Origin of the sequence: Desulfatitalea tepidiphila (assembly GCF_001293685.1) — a bacterium.
Classification (GTDB): domain Bacteria; phylum Desulfobacterota; class Desulfobacteria; order Desulfobacterales; family Desulfosarcinaceae; genus Desulfatitalea; species Desulfatitalea tepidiphila.
Genome location: NZ_BCAG01000007.1, coordinates 35,571 through 49,331 on the forward strand (window position 1 = coordinate 35,571; position 13,761 = coordinate 49,331).

At 60.6% G+C, this 13,761-nt stretch carries 11 protein-coding genes; 5 read left to right on the top strand and 6 right to left on the bottom strand.

The features are described from left to right. Both DFT_RS24020 and DFT_RS24025 read left to right on the top strand, forming a co-directional pair. Nucleotides 1-1,131, top strand: a complete 1,131-nt coding sequence (locus DFT_RS24020) for an ABC transporter ATP-binding protein (protein WP_054034201.1) — start codon at nucleotides 1-3, stop codon at nucleotides 1,129-1,131. Continuing rightward, the gene (locus tag DFT_RS24025) at nucleotides 1,128-2,921 is read left to right on the top strand and encodes an ABC transporter ATP-binding protein/permease (RefSeq protein WP_083453745.1); all 1,794 of its coding nucleotides are present in this window, start codon (nucleotides 1,128-1,130) and stop codon (nucleotides 2,919-2,921) included. The genes DFT_RS24020 and DFT_RS24025 overlap by 4 nt, the downstream gene beginning before the upstream one ends. 16 nt (nucleotides 2,922-2,937) lie before the next feature. Here the strand turns inward: DFT_RS24025 and DFT_RS24030 are convergent, their stop codons facing one another. Further along, nucleotides 2,938-3,945, bottom strand: coding sequence for a transposase (locus DFT_RS24030; protein ID WP_054034203.1), 1,008 nt, complete (start codon nucleotides 3,943-3,945; stop codon nucleotides 2,938-2,940). A 122-nt stretch (nucleotides 3,946-4,067) separates the two neighbouring features. Between DFT_RS24030 and DFT_RS24035 the strand changes: the two genes are divergently transcribed. The 3 genes from DFT_RS24035 (at nucleotide 4,068) to DFT_RS24045 (ending at nucleotide 6,328) form a co-directional block, all read left to right on the top strand. Then, complete coding sequence (locus tag DFT_RS24035; protein ID WP_054034205.1) at nucleotides 4,068-4,556, top strand: cache domain-containing protein; 489 nt, start codon at nucleotides 4,068-4,070, stop codon at nucleotides 4,554-4,556. A 224-nt stretch (nucleotides 4,557-4,780) separates the two neighbouring features. Further along, the gene (locus DFT_RS24040) at nucleotides 4,781-5,110 is read left to right on the top strand and encodes a hypothetical protein (protein WP_152972139.1); all 330 of its coding nucleotides are present in this window, start codon (nucleotides 4,781-4,783) and stop codon (nucleotides 5,108-5,110) included. A 456-nt stretch (nucleotides 5,111-5,566) separates the two neighbouring features. Then, nucleotides 5,567-6,328 carry a sulfotransferase domain-containing protein gene (locus DFT_RS24045; RefSeq protein ID WP_076750877.1) on the top strand — a complete coding sequence of 254 codons (762 nt, stop codon included), beginning with the start codon at nucleotides 5,567-5,569 and terminating at the stop codon, nucleotides 6,326-6,328. A 108-nt stretch (nucleotides 6,329-6,436) separates the two neighbouring features. Here the strand turns inward: DFT_RS24045 and ubiE are convergent, their stop codons facing one another. The 5 genes from ubiE to DFT_RS24070 form a co-directional block, all read right to left on the bottom strand. Further along, nucleotides 6,437-7,255 carry a bifunctional demethylmenaquinone methyltransferase/2-methoxy-6-polyprenyl-1,4-benzoquinol methylase UbiE gene (ubiE, locus tag DFT_RS24050; protein WP_054034208.1) on the bottom strand — a complete coding sequence of 273 codons (819 nt, stop codon included), beginning with the start codon at nucleotides 7,253-7,255 and terminating at the stop codon, nucleotides 6,437-6,439. A gap of 17 nt (nucleotides 7,256-7,272) precedes the next feature. Next, on the bottom strand, nucleotides 7,273-7,983 hold the full coding sequence (gene ubiG, locus DFT_RS24055; RefSeq protein WP_200907138.1) for a bifunctional 2-polyprenyl-6-hydroxyphenol methylase/3-demethylubiquinol 3-O-methyltransferase UbiG: 711 nt from the start codon (nucleotides 7,981-7,983) through the stop codon (nucleotides 7,273-7,275). A gap of 211 nt (nucleotides 7,984-8,194) precedes the next feature. After that, a complete protein-coding gene (locus DFT_RS24060) occupies nucleotides 8,195-8,611 on the bottom strand; it encodes a DUF1330 domain-containing protein (protein WP_200907139.1) in 417 nt (138 codons plus the stop codon). A 14-nt stretch (nucleotides 8,612-8,625) separates the two neighbouring features. After that, a complete protein-coding gene (locus DFT_RS24065) occupies nucleotides 8,626-11,010 on the bottom strand; it encodes a heavy metal translocating P-type ATPase (RefSeq protein WP_054034209.1) in 2,385 nt (794 codons plus the stop codon). A gap of 337 nt (nucleotides 11,011-11,347) precedes the next feature. Continuing rightward, complete coding sequence (locus DFT_RS24070; RefSeq protein ID WP_054034214.1) at nucleotides 11,348-13,582, bottom strand: hypothetical protein; 2,235 nt, start codon at nucleotides 13,580-13,582, stop codon at nucleotides 11,348-11,350. Nucleotides 13,583-13,761: the final 179 nt, after the last annotated feature.

The following is a 13,761-nucleotide window of genomic DNA, read 5'->3' on the forward strand; positions in this document are numbered from 1 at the left end:
ATGGCGGAAATCGCGTTTCGCGGCGTGAACAAAATCTACCCCAACGGCTTCCAGGCCGTTCACCGGCTCGACCTGTCCATCGCGGACGGCGAGTTTCTGGTCATGGTCGGCCCGTCGGGCTGCGGCAAGTCCACCACCCTGCGCATGCTCGCCGGCCTGGAGACGATCAGCAGCGGCGATCTGCTCATCTCCGGCCAACGGGTCAACGATCTGCACCCGCGGGCGCGCAACATCGCCATGGTCTTCCAGAGCTACGCCCTCTACCCGCACAAGACCGTGCAGGGCAACATCGAGTTTCCCCTGCGCATGGCCAGACGGCCGGCCGCCGAGGTGAAGGCACGCGCCCTGGAGGTGGCCCGCATGCTCGAACTCGAGCCCCTGCTGCAGCGCAAGCCGGGCCTCCTTTCGGGCGGGCAGCGGCAGCGGGTGGCCATGGCGCGCGCCCTGGTGCGCGACCCGGTGGCCTTCCTCATGGACGAACCGCTCTCCAACCTGGACGCCAAGCTGCGCGTGCAGATGCGCGCCGAGATCGCCGCGCTGCAGCGGCGCACCGGCACCACCACGGTCTATGTCACCCATGACCAGGTCGAGGCCATGACCATGGGCGACCGCGTGGCGGTCTTCAAGGACGGCCTGCTGCAGCAAGTCGATACGCCCCAGAAGCTCTTCGAGCGGCCGGTCAACACCTTCGTGGCCGGCTTCATCGGCTCGCCGAGCATGAACCTGATCGCGGCCCGCAGGGAACCGGCCGGCGGCGGACCGGTCCTTATCGTGGCCGGCGAGCGCATCGTCCTGGGCAAAGGAACGGAAACACGATTCGACCTGACCGCCGCCGACGCCGAACGGGTGGCTTACCTCGGCCTGCGGCCCGAAGACATGGTCGATCCGCAATTGGTAGAAGAAGATCGGCGCCTGCACGGCCGGGTCGCGCTCACCGAACTGCTCGGCCGGGAACAGATGGTCTACCTCGATCTGCGCGACGGCACGCGGCTGGTGGCCCGCCTGCACGCCGACCGGCGCCTCAAGGCCGGCGACGAGATCGCCGTGGGCATCGACCCGGCCCGGCTCTACCTGTTCCAGGCCGACGGGCGCGCGCTGCCCTATCGTCAGGGATCAGGCCAGCCATCATGACGCCATCCACGAGCCCATCGACACCCCAGCCGGCACCGGCCGTCTCGCCCGGCACCGTTCCCGTAAAGCACCGTCATTTTCTCCGCCAGGTGTTCCGCCTGGCCGGACCCTATTGGAAATGCGAGCGGCGCGCGAAAATCCGCGCCGCGACCCTGTCGCTCTTCCTGCTGACCGTGGCCCAGGTCGGGCTCACCGTGTGGGGCAACTACTGGAATCGGGCGCTCTTCGACGCCCTGGAGCAGCGCTCGGTGCGCGGCGTGCTGATCCAGGTGGCGGTTTTCGCGCTGATCTTCGCCATCTCCATCGTGGTCACCGGCGCGCACCTGCTGGTCAAGCGCTGGCTCCAGCTCGACTGGCGGGCCTGGCTGACCGACCAGCTCATGGGACGCTGGATGGAGGATGGTCGCCACTACCGCCTGCTGTTCACGGCCGGCGAGCACGACAACCCCGATCAGCGCATCGCCGAAGACATCCGCATCGCCACCGAAAGCGCCATCGCGCTCGGCCACACGCTCGTTTTCTCGCTGTTGATCCTGGGCCTGTTCGCCGACATCCTCTGGTCGGTGTCGGGATCCATGGCCGTGCCGGGCACCACCGTCAAGGTGCCGGGTTACATGGTGCCCCTGGCCTTCGTCTACGCGGCGCTCGGCAGCGGCCTGGGCTGGATCCTCAGCCGGCCCCTGGTGCGGTCCACCAACGCGCTGCAGACGGCCGAAGCCACCTTCCGCTTCGGCCTGTCACGGGCCAGGGAGAACACGGAGGCTATCGCGCTGATGCGCGGCGAGCCCATGGAGCGGATCGGCTCGACAGCGCGCTTTGGCCAGGTGGTGCGCGAATGGAACCGGCAGTCGTTCGCCTACCTGGGGTTGGTGTCGTTCGGAACGGCCTACGGGGCGCTGCTGCCGGTCTTCCCGATCCTGATCGCCGCCCCGCAGTACATCGCCGGCGCCATGACCCTCGGTGTGCTGATGCAGGCCGCCCAGGCGTTTCAGCGCCTGACCGGCGCGCTCTCCTGGCCGGTGGACAATATCGGCGAAATCGCCCGCTGCCGCGCCTCGGCCGAGCGCGTGCTGTCCCTCGACGAAGCCATCCGGCGCCTGGATGCCGGCGACATAGCGCCGGACGCAGCGCGCATCGTCATCGAACGATCGGACCGCCCGATGCTGACCATCCAGGATCTTTCCATCGCCGATCCCTCGGGAGAGATCCTGCTCGATCGCTTCAACACCGAAATTCGCCGCGGCGAACGGGTACTGATCACCGGCCATCCGGTGGTGACGGGGAGCCTGTTCAAGGCGATCGGCGGGCTCTGGCCCCTGGGCGGTGGCAGAGTGGCCCTGCCGGGCGACGGCGGCCTGCTGTTCGTTCCCCAGCATCCGTTCCTGCCCGAAGAGACCCTGCGGGCGGTGCTTTGCTACCCGTGTCCTCCGGAAGACTTCACCGACGCCGACATCAGCCATGCCATGGCGCAGGCCGGCATCGCCTGGCTCCTCCCGCGCCTCGACGACCGGGACGACTGGGAACAGGTCCTGTCCCGCCGCGCCCGGCAGCGGGTCGGCTTCGCCCGCGTTCTGCTCCAGCGGCCGGCCTGGATCTTCATGGAAGAGGCGACCGACGCCTTCGACCCCAAGGGCCAGCGGCTGATCCTCGAAATGCTGCGGCGCGAACTGCCCGACGCCACCCTGGTGACCATCACCTTCCGTTCCCATCCAGACCTGGAAGCGCTCCACGACCGAACCATCGTGCTGGACCGGGGGCGCAAGCTGGACGGAAAGGGGGACGGACATTAATTTATGAATCAGTTTACTAATCCTGCCGCATCACATAACCATTCTTCTCCACCAATTCTCTTCCACGACGAACCGCATGGCTGATTGCCGATTGGGTCAGTTTGAATATATCCGATAGCCGGTTCTGTGTGATGCCAAGTTGATCAGTGGCCCAGTAGCAAAGTATGCTCCTGGCATTTGTCCTAGCTCTATCCCTTTGGGCGTCCAGCATCTGTTGGGGCGTTATTTGCGTTATCTGAGATACGCGCCTTAAAAGCTTTTCAAAATCGTAACCTTCAGCAGCAAGTCGAAATCTGTTTTCCATCCGTTCCTGGGCTTGTGCCAGCACCTCGTTGACAAAGTCGCCATCTCCCAGGATGCGCTCATCCCCCTTTTGATAATCACCGGCACGCCGGTTGACCTTTAATCCAGCCCACCCGCCTTGGCTTCGCAGCAACCCACCCCCGGTCAGATCAGGGCGCTTGCCCATGCCGATCCCTTTGCGAACAAACTCACGATACCTTCCTTTGGCATCGGCTGCATTTGAACCAAACAGGCCCAAAACATATTGCGTATCGTGCCAGTCGTTCTCTTGAAGACCTAAAATTGCGCCATGCCCGCAGTGAGGATATCTGGCCAGCGACGGATAATCGGCAACAATTTGAGCCCGCAAGGGGTTTAAATGAATATAGCGTACCAACTCCAGCAGATAGGGGCCTTGCTGGCACAAAATGGATTTAAACCGGTTCTGGAATAAATGCCCGACCCTGCGGTGACGCCGGTTGTAATGGACCGCGTAATAGGTGAGCAGTCTTTTCATCAGATCTGAAATCGATACATTGCCGGTTCTGAGCAGCAGGTGAAAATGATTGGTCATCAATGCCCAGGCAAAACAGCGGGTATGCGACTCTATGATTAAAGTACCCAATCGCTCCGTAAAAAGCGTGTAGTCGCCATCTTCAGAAAAAATCCTCTGCCGGTTGATACCGCGGCAAATGATGTGGTGCAATGCCCCCGGGGCGTCTATGCGGGCTTGGCGTGGCATGAATGATCCGTAACAAGAACCGGCCAACATTTCAATTCATATTTTAATGTACGTCCCCTATATCTGCCCATGTGATGGGTCGGTCTTGAAATTGAATCTCAATTTTTACAAAGGAGTCCGCAATGAAACATATTGTCGCAATCTTCATCCTGATTTCTGTTTTCGGTATGAGCACCATGGCACTGGCAGAGGACAAGGCTACCGCAAAAGATGTTTACGATCTCGTTATCAAAGCCTATGAAGTGGTAAACGTATTGAAAGAGGAATCGCTCGTTGCTTTCAACGACCCTAAGGGAGAGTTTATCTACAAGGATACCTACGTGTATGTGATGCAGTGCCCGGAATACGTGGTGGCCCATCCCTATGCACTGGACAAACTCAAGGGCAAGGACCTGACAAAGATATATCCTTTTCAAAACACCCTGTGTGAGGGCGGGAAAAGCACTCAAGGGACCTGGGTTGAATATGCATGGCCTAAACCGGGAAGCCAGGAGCCTTCGCGCAAAATCTCGTTTGTCATAAGCGTTAAAGATACCCCTTACACGATCGCGGCCGGTATTTACAATGACGATGTCAGCATTGAAGAGCTCAATCGGCAACACAAAAACTAGTCTATTTCAGGAAATAGGGGACGTATATTAATTTATGAATCAACTTAACCTTAATGCTGGAGCATCACATAACCATTCTTTTCTGCCAATTCTCTTTCACGACGAACCGCTGATTGTTAAACAGGCAAATGACATGGTGCAATGCCCCCGGGACGTCTATTCGGGCTTGGCGTGGCATGAATGATTCGTAACTAAAACTGGCCAACATTTCAATTCATATTTTAATGTACGTCCCCTATTTCCCTATTTTAATGTACGTCCCCTATTTCCCTATTTCCGACTGGGAACAGGTCCTGTCCCGCCGCGCCCGGCAGCGGGTCGGCTTCGCCCGCGTCCTGCTCCAGCGGCCGGCCTGGATCTTCACGGAAGAGACGACCGACGCCTTCGACCCCAAGGGCCAGCGGCTGATCCTCGAAATGCTGCGGCGCGAACTGCCCGACGCCACCCTGGTGACCATCACCTTCCGTCCCCATCCAGACCTGGAAGCGCTCCACGACCGAACCATCGTGCTGGACCGGGGGCGCAAGCCTGCGCCGGGCCTGGGAGAACTATAGGGACGGCCGTGAAATTTTGAAATTCAAACTATCTCTCAATACGGGGGCCGCCTGTCGGATTATATTGTTATCTCCTCTTTCGGTCATGTGATAAACAGAAGGTGTCTGGATAGGCCGGAGCTGTCAACCTATGATCTGGTCACTATGAAAAAATTGCGTTAGTTGTTCTTTAGTCACAGGATATGCGGAAAGAGTAGGATGAGAGTGTTTTGGTGTAGATAAAATTATAATCGATTTACTCAATAGCCCGATGTTGACACCCTTCACAGATTTGCATATTCAGAAACATCGCATCAAGCCGATTAGACTGCGATGGTCGATAAGGTTTTCTCTCGCGGAATGACCCAAATGACCGACTGCTTGTGCAGTGTTTCCTTGGACGATGAAAACACAGGTATAACAAGCAACTAAAGCGCCACGACGTTAAGCGTCGAGCCTGACTCGGAAATAAGAGCCATGAGGGTGTTAGCCAACCTGTTCCATTTCATACGAAGTACACAAATTTATGTCGTTTCCTACCCGAAAACCGGGCGCACATGGTTGCGGACCATGATCGGGAAATATCTGATTGAACACTACGGCCTGCCTGAGACAGAAATGATGAAAACAGATCGTTTAACGCTTGGGGCCGGTCTTTCGAAAACTAAATTCACGCATGATGGAGCTGCGCTATCGCGGCGGATTCCATACACAGAGCTGAATCCGTCCAAAGCTTCGTATCGTGAAAAGAAGGTTCTGCTCCTGACTCGAAACGTCAAGGATACGGTCGTCTCTGCTTATTTCCAAGCCACGAGACGAAGAGGGCTCTTCGACGGTCCTATCACTACCTTTGTCCGGGATGAGTCTTTTGGTGTCCGGAAAATTTTGACATTCTATAAACAATGGTATGAAAATCGAGAAGTACCAGATGATTTAATCCTATTGAAGTATGAAGACATCCATCAAAATCCTGCCAGAGCACTTGAAACATCTCTCAACTTTATTGGATTGCAGGATGTTCGAATGGACCTGGTTCGATCTACTGTGGAATACAGCTCTTTTGAGAATCTCAGGAAACTGGAAAGGCAGCGTATAAAGAATTCTGGCCAATTGGATGATCCCGAAGCCTATAAGGCGCGCCAAGGAAAGGTCGGCAATTTCAACCAATATCTCGACGACGATGACATCGCTTTTATCGACGAATCAATCTCTACTTGGGGTTGTGAATTCATATATTGACCCAGATCAACAATTCGCTATCCTTTTTTCTGCAACATTCACAGGGGAAATTGCGAGGCTCAAGTGCTCGGCCACCATGTTGGTGGGAGTCTTCGGTCAAATTAAGAATTATCTCCTCTTGATGCCGACGTGGGCCACGGCGATGCCGTTGGTGAAGGATTGCCAGGTCATCTTCTCGAAGCCGATGCCGGTCAGCATCTCCGCCAGCTCTTCGGGCAGGGGAAACATGCGGATGGTTTCGGGCAGGCAGGCGTAGGATTCGGCCGAGCCGGCGATCAACTCGCCGAGCAGGGGCATGATGTTGAACGAGTAGAAGTCGTAGAGCGTGCGGAAGAGCGGGCTGGTTGGCTGGGAGAACTCCAGGCAGAGGATGCGGCCGCCGGGTTTGAGCACGCGGTGCATTTCGGTAAAACCGCGCTTGAGGTGGGTCAGGTTGCGGATGCCGAAACCGACCATTGCGGCGTCGAAGGTTGCGTCCGGGAAGCAGATCTGCTCGGCGTCGCCCTGCACGTAGGCGATGTGGGCCAATTGGGGATCGGGATCGATCTTGGGGCGGCCGGCGGCGATCATCTGCCAGTTGATGTCGTAGATGACCACCCGGCCGTCGGGTCCGGTGCGGCGGGCGGCCAGGATGGCCAGGTCGCCGGTACCGCCGCAGACATCGAGGATCTTTTCTCCCGGGCGCGGCGCCAGCATGCGGATGGCGGCGCGCTTCCAGACATGCTGGATGCCGAAGCTGAGCAGGGAGTTCATGAAGTCGTATTTGGGCGCCACCCGGTTGAAGTGGCGCATTACGGCCCGCACTTTTTCGTTCTCCTGGAACGTGCGGATGCCGAAGCGGGCCCGGCCCGTCTCTGAAACGTGTTCGTCGAGCTGTTCGCGGCGCCGCTCGGCGTCGAACCATTTGGGATTCTGCCACAAGGCCATGGATATCGACTCGCTTTCTAACCCGGCACGGCCGGAAGTTTAAACTGCATCAGGTAGTTCATCTGCGTGTTGGCGCACAGGCGCGCGTATCCCACTACCGGAAGATAGCGCAGGCCGGAGACATGGGCCGCCTGCAGCCTGGCGGCCTCTCCCCAGGCTTTCAACTCATCGGGCCGCACGAACTTTCGATAGCGGTGCGTCCCTTTGCGCACGATGCCCATCAGATACTCGGCCGCCACGATGACCAGCAGGTACGCCAGCGGGGTGCGGTTGACCGTGGCGAAGAACACGCTGCCGCCGGGACGCACCAGGCGGGCGCAGGCGCGCACCAGGGAGGCCGGTTCGGGCACGTGTTCGACCAGTTCCATGCAGGTGACCAGGTCATAGGCGTTGGGGCGGCGCTGGGCCCAGGCCTCGGCGCTGCCCTTCCGGTACTCGACCCGCACCCCGCTTTCCGCGGCATGGCGCCGGGCCGTGGCCAGGGCCGCCGGGACCATGTCGATGCCGGTCACCTGGGCGCCCTCGCGTGCCATGGCCTCGGCCAGCAATCCGCCGCCGCAGCCCACGTCGAGAACGCTTTTGCCCTTCAATCCGGCGCGTTCGCGCACATAGGCCAGGCGCACCGGATTGATATCGTGCAGGGCCTTGAACTCGCCGCGCCGCTGCCACCACAGATCGGCCATGGCTTCGAATTTGGCGACTTCTTCGGGGTCGATGTTGGTCAACATAGGTTAAAGTTTGAAGTGTTAAGTTTAAAGTGAAGGAGTTCTTTCGATTCTAATATTGGAGAAAAATAATTTTTACGATCCGTCCAATAGACAGAATACCTTCACTTTCCTACTTTCCAACTTTCATACTTTCTTACTTTTTGAATTTCCTTCTTGCCTTTTTCCATCCCCTTTTTACTACCATCACCTTCAAGGTGGCGACGCACCCGGCCTATGCCGCCCGGTCGCTCTTCACGGTACAGATCAGGCGCGAGTCTTCCAGGGCCGCCATGCGGTGTACGGTGCAGGCCTGGTACTCGGGCGTGGCCAGCATGCGCTTGAAGGCTTGAATGGAGGGGTACTCGACGAGCAGGATCGAATCCCAGCTTTCGCCGTCCGGGCCGATCAGGGTGCCATGGACCGCTCCCATCCAACCGCCCGGATTGCCGCCGACCTGGGCGACCATTTTAGCGGCGACCTGGCTGTAGCGGCGATAGGCTTCGCGCCCCGAGCAGTCGGACGTGCCGTCCGGATAAATAGCGCGCTCCCGGAACTTGAGCATGTTCAACATGACTATGGGACGATCCTTGGGGATGGCGGCCATTACCTGGGACAATTTCTCCGGGCTTGCATCGACGGTTTTCATCATTCGTGTTTTTCTCCTTACAGGGCTCGTGTCTTCGAAGTCGATCGTTCTCTTGGCTCAGGTTCCCGTTTTCGGCCCACCAGCAGCAGGGTATTGCCGATCACCGTCAGGCTGCTGAGCAGCATGGCGGTCACGGCCACCAGGGGCGAGAGCAGGCCGGCCATGGCAACGGGAATGCTGACGGCGTTATAGACCAGCGCGCACCAAAGGTTCTGGCGCACCTTGCGGTCCACCCGGCCGGCCCACGCCATAAAAGCATCCAATTGCGCCGGATCGCCGCGCATGAGGGTGACATCGGCGGCCTGGCGGGCCAGCGGCTCGCCGCTGTGCACGGCCACGGCCAGATCGGATTGGGCCAGGGCCGGCGCATCGTTGATCCCGTCTCCGACCATGGCCACCCGCCGGCCTCGGGCCTGCAGCGCACGGACATAGTCCGCCTTGTCCTGGGGCAGGAGTCCGCCTTTGGCCTGGTCGATACCGATGAGCGCCGCCACCGAGCGGGTGGCCCGATCCGTGTCCCCGGACAACAGGTGCGGCTCTAAACCTCGCGCCTTCCATCGATCCACGGTGTCCTTCATACCATTCCTGAGGGTATCGCCAAAGTAGAAAATAGCGGCGATGCGACCGTCGAGGCTCAGCACCACTTCGGAAAGGACGCCGGCCTGGGGCCCTGGATCGGAAGGATCATTCCGAGGGCCGGCGGCAAAAGCCCGGCTGCCAATGCGAACGGTCCGGCCCTCATGGGTGCCGCCGATCCCCTCGGCATGAACCTCGACACCGGCCACCTGAATCGGCCGGACAGTCTGCCGGGCGGCATGGGCGCGCAGCGCGTGGGCCACGGCGTGATCGACCCCGGTCTCCAGGCCGAGGGCCAGGCCCACGGCCCAGTCCGGGTCAATGCCGGCAGCGGCTTCGATGCGTTCCAACGTCCATTGGCCGCGCGTCACGGTGCCGGTCTTGTCCAGCACCAGGGTGTCGATGCCGCCGGCCTGCTCGAAGGCCTGAAAATCCCGGACCAGCAGGCCGCGGCGGCCGGCGCCGGCGATGCCGGCCACGCGTGCCAACGGAATGGCGATGCCCAGGGCGCACGGGCAGGCGATCACAAGGACGGTCACCATGCGCACCAGGGCATCGTCCAACCGGAGGCCCAGCAAAAGACCGACGCCCCCGGTGGCGAGGGCCAGCGATGCCATCAGCGGCACGAAGAAGAGCAGCCACCGATCCGTGCGGCCCTCCAGCGTCGTGCGCTGGGACAAGCCCTTGCGAACCACGGCGATCATCTGGCCCAGCAGGGCGTCGTCGCCCACCCGATCGGCACGAACGACCAGGTCGCCGTCGACCACCCGGCTGCCGCTCACCACCCCATCGCCCGCAGCCACGCCCGCGGGCCGGGGTTCTCCGGTGACCGCCGATGCATTCACGCGCCCCTGCCCCTGCACGACGCGGCCGTCGGCCGGCACCACTTCTCCCGGACCGACGCTGAACAGATCCCCCGGCGCCAGTTGCCTGATATGAACATACCGCCCCTTGGGGTGTGCCTGGCTGCACAGACGGACTTTCCTGGGCTGAAGGGAGAGAAATCCCTCCAGGTCGTGGCGGACCCGCTGCTTGGCACGGGTTTCGAGCAATTTGCCCAGAAGCAATAGCGTGATCAGCATGGAGGCCGTGTCGAAATAGAGATGCAGGCTGCCCTGCCACCAGTTGACCAGGCTGTACAGGTAGGCGCTGCCGGCGCCCAGCATGATCAGCACCTCCATGCCCGGCGCGGCATGGCGCACGCCGGACCACGCCTTGCGCAGGATCGGCCCGCCGCCGTAAAGCATCACGATCGTTGCCATGACAAAGATCGGCCAGGAGATGTAGGCGATATCCTGAACCCCGATGGTGGTAAAAAAGCCAGCGTAGAGCGCCCAGGACAGCATCATGACGTTGACCGCCAGCAGGGCCGAAATGGAGAGCCGCACGAAGTCGACGCGCAGGCCGCGTTCACCGGCCGAAGCCTCTTCGTCCGACAGGGCGCGATAGCCCAGCCGCTCGATGCGCTCCCGGATCTGCAGGGGGGTGATCCGCACCGGGTCGTAGCGGCAACGCAGGCGATCGGTGGAGAAGTCGCAGTCCACCGCTCCCACGGCGCCCTCCAGGCGTGAGAGGGCATGACCGATCACCCAGGCGCAGGCCGGACACCACATGCCCTCGACCAGGGCCTCGAAGGCCAGCGTGGGCCGGTCATCGGCATCTTCGGCAGGCGGTTGGGATTGGGAGCGCCGCGCGTCGACCTCGCGCTCGATTCTGTCCAGATCCGCTTCCGAAGCGGGCACCACTCCGGCCGCCACGCACTCCCGGTAGAGATCGGTCTCCTTGAACCGGGAAGGGTCGGGCGCATCGGCGGCCTCGATCAGCATGGCGAACACCATGCGGCAGCCGGCGCAGCAGAAGCAATACCGGTGCTCGTCGAAGGTCTGGGAAAAGGCATCCGAGCGAACCGGAAGACCGCAGAGGTCGCAAGGGATGTGGGATGATGCGGAAGTAATAATGAACTCCTATTGACCGGGGCTGTATCAAAAAAAACCGGATGACAGCATTCTTTCACTTTAAACTCAAATCCATTGACTTCAGCGGACGCCGCGGGCGGGCATAAAGCCCGCCCCTACATGGCCTGTTTATGTCGACGGCCTGTGTTTTAAACCCAAGCTTCGTTGGGGCGGGCTTTACGCCCGCCCGTATCTTCCGCCAAGGTGCTTAAAAATTCAACGTCATCAACAATCCCATCTTTCCGTCCGCCCCAGGCTCGACGACTTCGCGGTCGTCGCGGCGGGAGATATCGCCGCCCACGGCGTCGCGCACCAGGCGGATGCCCCGCTCCATGTGGTCGAGAAAGGTCGGCACGGGTATCATTTCCCCGTACGTGCGCGTGAAGGCATAAATGCAGACCTGGTGCGGGTCCATCCCCCGGGCCAGGTCGGCGGCGCCTTTGAGCAACTGGATGGTCCGACGGGCGGTGGCCACCGTGCGCACGGGAAACAAGTCCCACCAGGCCACGGCCGTACAATAGTAGGTGGTCGGCCGGTAGGCCTGCAGCGAGATCGAATCGTCGTGGATCGTGGTGTAGAAATTGAAGATCTTCTCCATGAGTTCAAAAGGCCGCGACTGGGGCAGATCGTCGCGCAGGTAGCCCAGCTGCCAGTGCAGGTCGTGGATCGGCTCGCGCACCGCAGACGGGGCCCCGTCGATGGGACGACACGGATCGCAGAAGGGTTCGCCGTCGTGCCGGAGCAGACTGCGGATCACCTTGACCGTATTGAGCAGGTAGTTGGCCCGGATGCCGGTGGGCGAAATGGCGATGCCCTTTCCAAAGATGCGGTCGGCCTCGTCCAGGGCGGCGAAGATGCTGCGCCTGAAGCGCCCGGCGTCGGTCTCCCTGCCGATGGCGCCGCGGCCCTGCCGCAGATAACGCAGGGTCGTCATGGCCTGGGCCAGGTGCACCACGGCATGTTCGCAGTAAAAGTCTTCGGACTGGAAATCGCAGGTCTGCTGGATGAAGTCCGCCTCCTGGTGGGCCTGCTGGAACAGTCCCTCGGCAATGGTGTGCGAGGGGGCATCCACGGCGAGGTTGCGCAGCAGCACCATGCGCAGGCTGCGGGCGTTGAGGTGGGTGGGATCGAGGCTCAGGATAATGCGCAGGATTTCGATGGCGTCCCAGAACCTGCGCCGGTAGTAGAGCGTCTTGGCGATCTCAAGGCCGAGCAGCGAGTTGTGCGGAAAGCGCAAAAAGGCGGCGACCCCATTGCCCTGGCCTGCGCCGTCGTCGGGTCCGGTCTTGACCACGGTCGGCCAGAGAATCCCCGCAAAGCGCGCGACCGAGTCCGGATCGTTTCCAAGCACACGGTCCTGCAGCAGGTCCGGGATGAAGTCGAAGTACAACGTGCTCCAAAAGCCCACCACCGGCCAGATGGTCAACGTCTCGTCGTTGAACAGGGTGATCTCGGCCGGGCGGGAGCCGAGCAGTGCGCGGATGTCGTTGATCAGCACGCACTGCCGGACGTAATCGGTGAGGCGGATGACCGGATCGCCGGGCAGCTTGGCGTTGAGCACCGGCAGCAAGTAGTTGTCCAGGCTGGCGAACGTCCCGGCCGCGATGCCGATGGAGAGAAAGCGGTTCTGGGAATAGGCGTTGGAGAGCGCCCAGCGGATGGCCATCTGATGGGCCAGCGAAAGCGCGCTGCGCAGGCACTGGCGGTAGGCCGACGGATTGCTGGCCGGCGCCTCCTTGGGAAAATCCACATAGAGCGTGGTGATGTCGTGGGAGCGCACCTTGCCCCAGCGGCCGTAGACGAAGCGGCCGATGGCCTGCTCGATGTAGGTTTTGAGCTCTTTTTTGAGCCATCCGACGATGTCGTGATCGATGACGTCGCCCCGGCTGTAAAGGGCGAAGCCGATGCGCACCCCCTCTTTGTGGTCCGCCTGCTGGCGGCCGCCCCGGCAAAGATTGACCAGGGTCTCGAAGTTCCACTGGGGCCCCAGTTGGGCGCGGTCGTGCCCCAACCAGAAGGCCAGGCTGCGAAGCACATTCTGTTTGTGAGGCGTGTCGGCCTTTTCCTTTTTCAGGCGCGACAGCATGGAGTTGCTCACCTTGGGAAGTTCGAGGCGGTATTCGGCCAGCAGGGCATTGATCCGATCGGTCAGCGCACGGGTCGACAGATTCAGTTCGAGCAGCAGCTCTTTTTGGTCCAGAAAGTTCTCGAAGGTCATCTGTCGAGGCGGCCTGCACGCCTCTTCGGCCCGTTCGTGCGCGCAGATGCAGGCCTCCAGCGCGGACTCGTCGGGTCTTCCGATGATCCTGTTGTCAAAGGCAAAAGAGACAAACGAGGCCAGCGCCGCGGCATTGTCGCTGTTGCCGGCAAAACGACGGTAGGCGTCGTGGGTCGGGAAAACCGCCATGAGCGCGGCCCCGGCGTCCGGCTTCTTTTGTGGCATAAGCCTCTCCCCTCTGGTTTGGTGCGATAGACTAAGCCATCATCATTAAAACAGGGGAAAAAACAAAGCAATGTTTTAGCGTAAAACGGTAGTTTTCATAAAACACACCATTTGTTTGACAACTGTTTCAATTCGCCCTTAGGATGAATCCGACATGCCCCGCAAATGAGCAGCCGGGG

Bases quoted from the DNA above. Each gene is read 5' to 3' on its own strand.
- DFT_RS24045 (WP_076750877.1), top strand. From the start codon at position 5,567: ATGAGGGTGTTAGCCAACCTGTTCCATTTCATACGAAGTACACAAATT.
- DFT_RS24035 (WP_054034205.1), top strand. From the start codon at position 4,068: ATGAAACATATTGTCGCAATCTTCATCCTGATTTCTGTTTTCGGTATG.
- DFT_RS24025 (WP_083453745.1), top strand. From the start codon at position 1,128: ATGACGCCATCCACGAGCCCATCGACACCCCAGCCGGCACCGGCCGTC.
- ubiE (WP_054034208.1), bottom strand. From the start codon at position 7,255: ATGGCCTTGTGGCAGAATCCCAAATGGTTCGACGCCGAGCGGCGCCGC.
- DFT_RS24065 (WP_054034209.1), bottom strand. From the start codon at position 11,010: ATGCTGATCGAGGCCGCCGATGCGCCCGACCCTTCCCGGTTCAAGGAG.
- DFT_RS24060 (WP_200907139.1), bottom strand. From the start codon at position 8,611: ATGATGAAAACCGTCGATGCAAGCCCGGAGAAATTGTCCCAGGTAATG.
- DFT_RS24030 (WP_054034203.1), bottom strand. From the start codon at position 3,945: ATGCCACGCCAAGCCCGCATAGACGCCCCGGGGGCATTGCACCACATC.
- DFT_RS24040 (WP_152972139.1), top strand. From the start codon at position 4,781: ATGTACGTCCCCTATTTCCCTATTTTAATGTACGTCCCCTATTTCCCT.
- ubiG (WP_200907138.1), bottom strand. From the start codon at position 7,983: ATGTTGACCAACATCGACCCCGAAGAAGTCGCCAAATTCGAAGCCATG.
- DFT_RS24070 (WP_054034214.1), bottom strand. From the start codon at position 13,582: ATGCCACAAAAGAAGCCGGACGCCGGGGCCGCGCTCATGGCGGTTTTC.
- DFT_RS24020 (WP_054034201.1), top strand. From the start codon at position 1: ATGGCGGAAATCGCGTTTCGCGGCGTGAACAAAATCTACCCCAACGGC.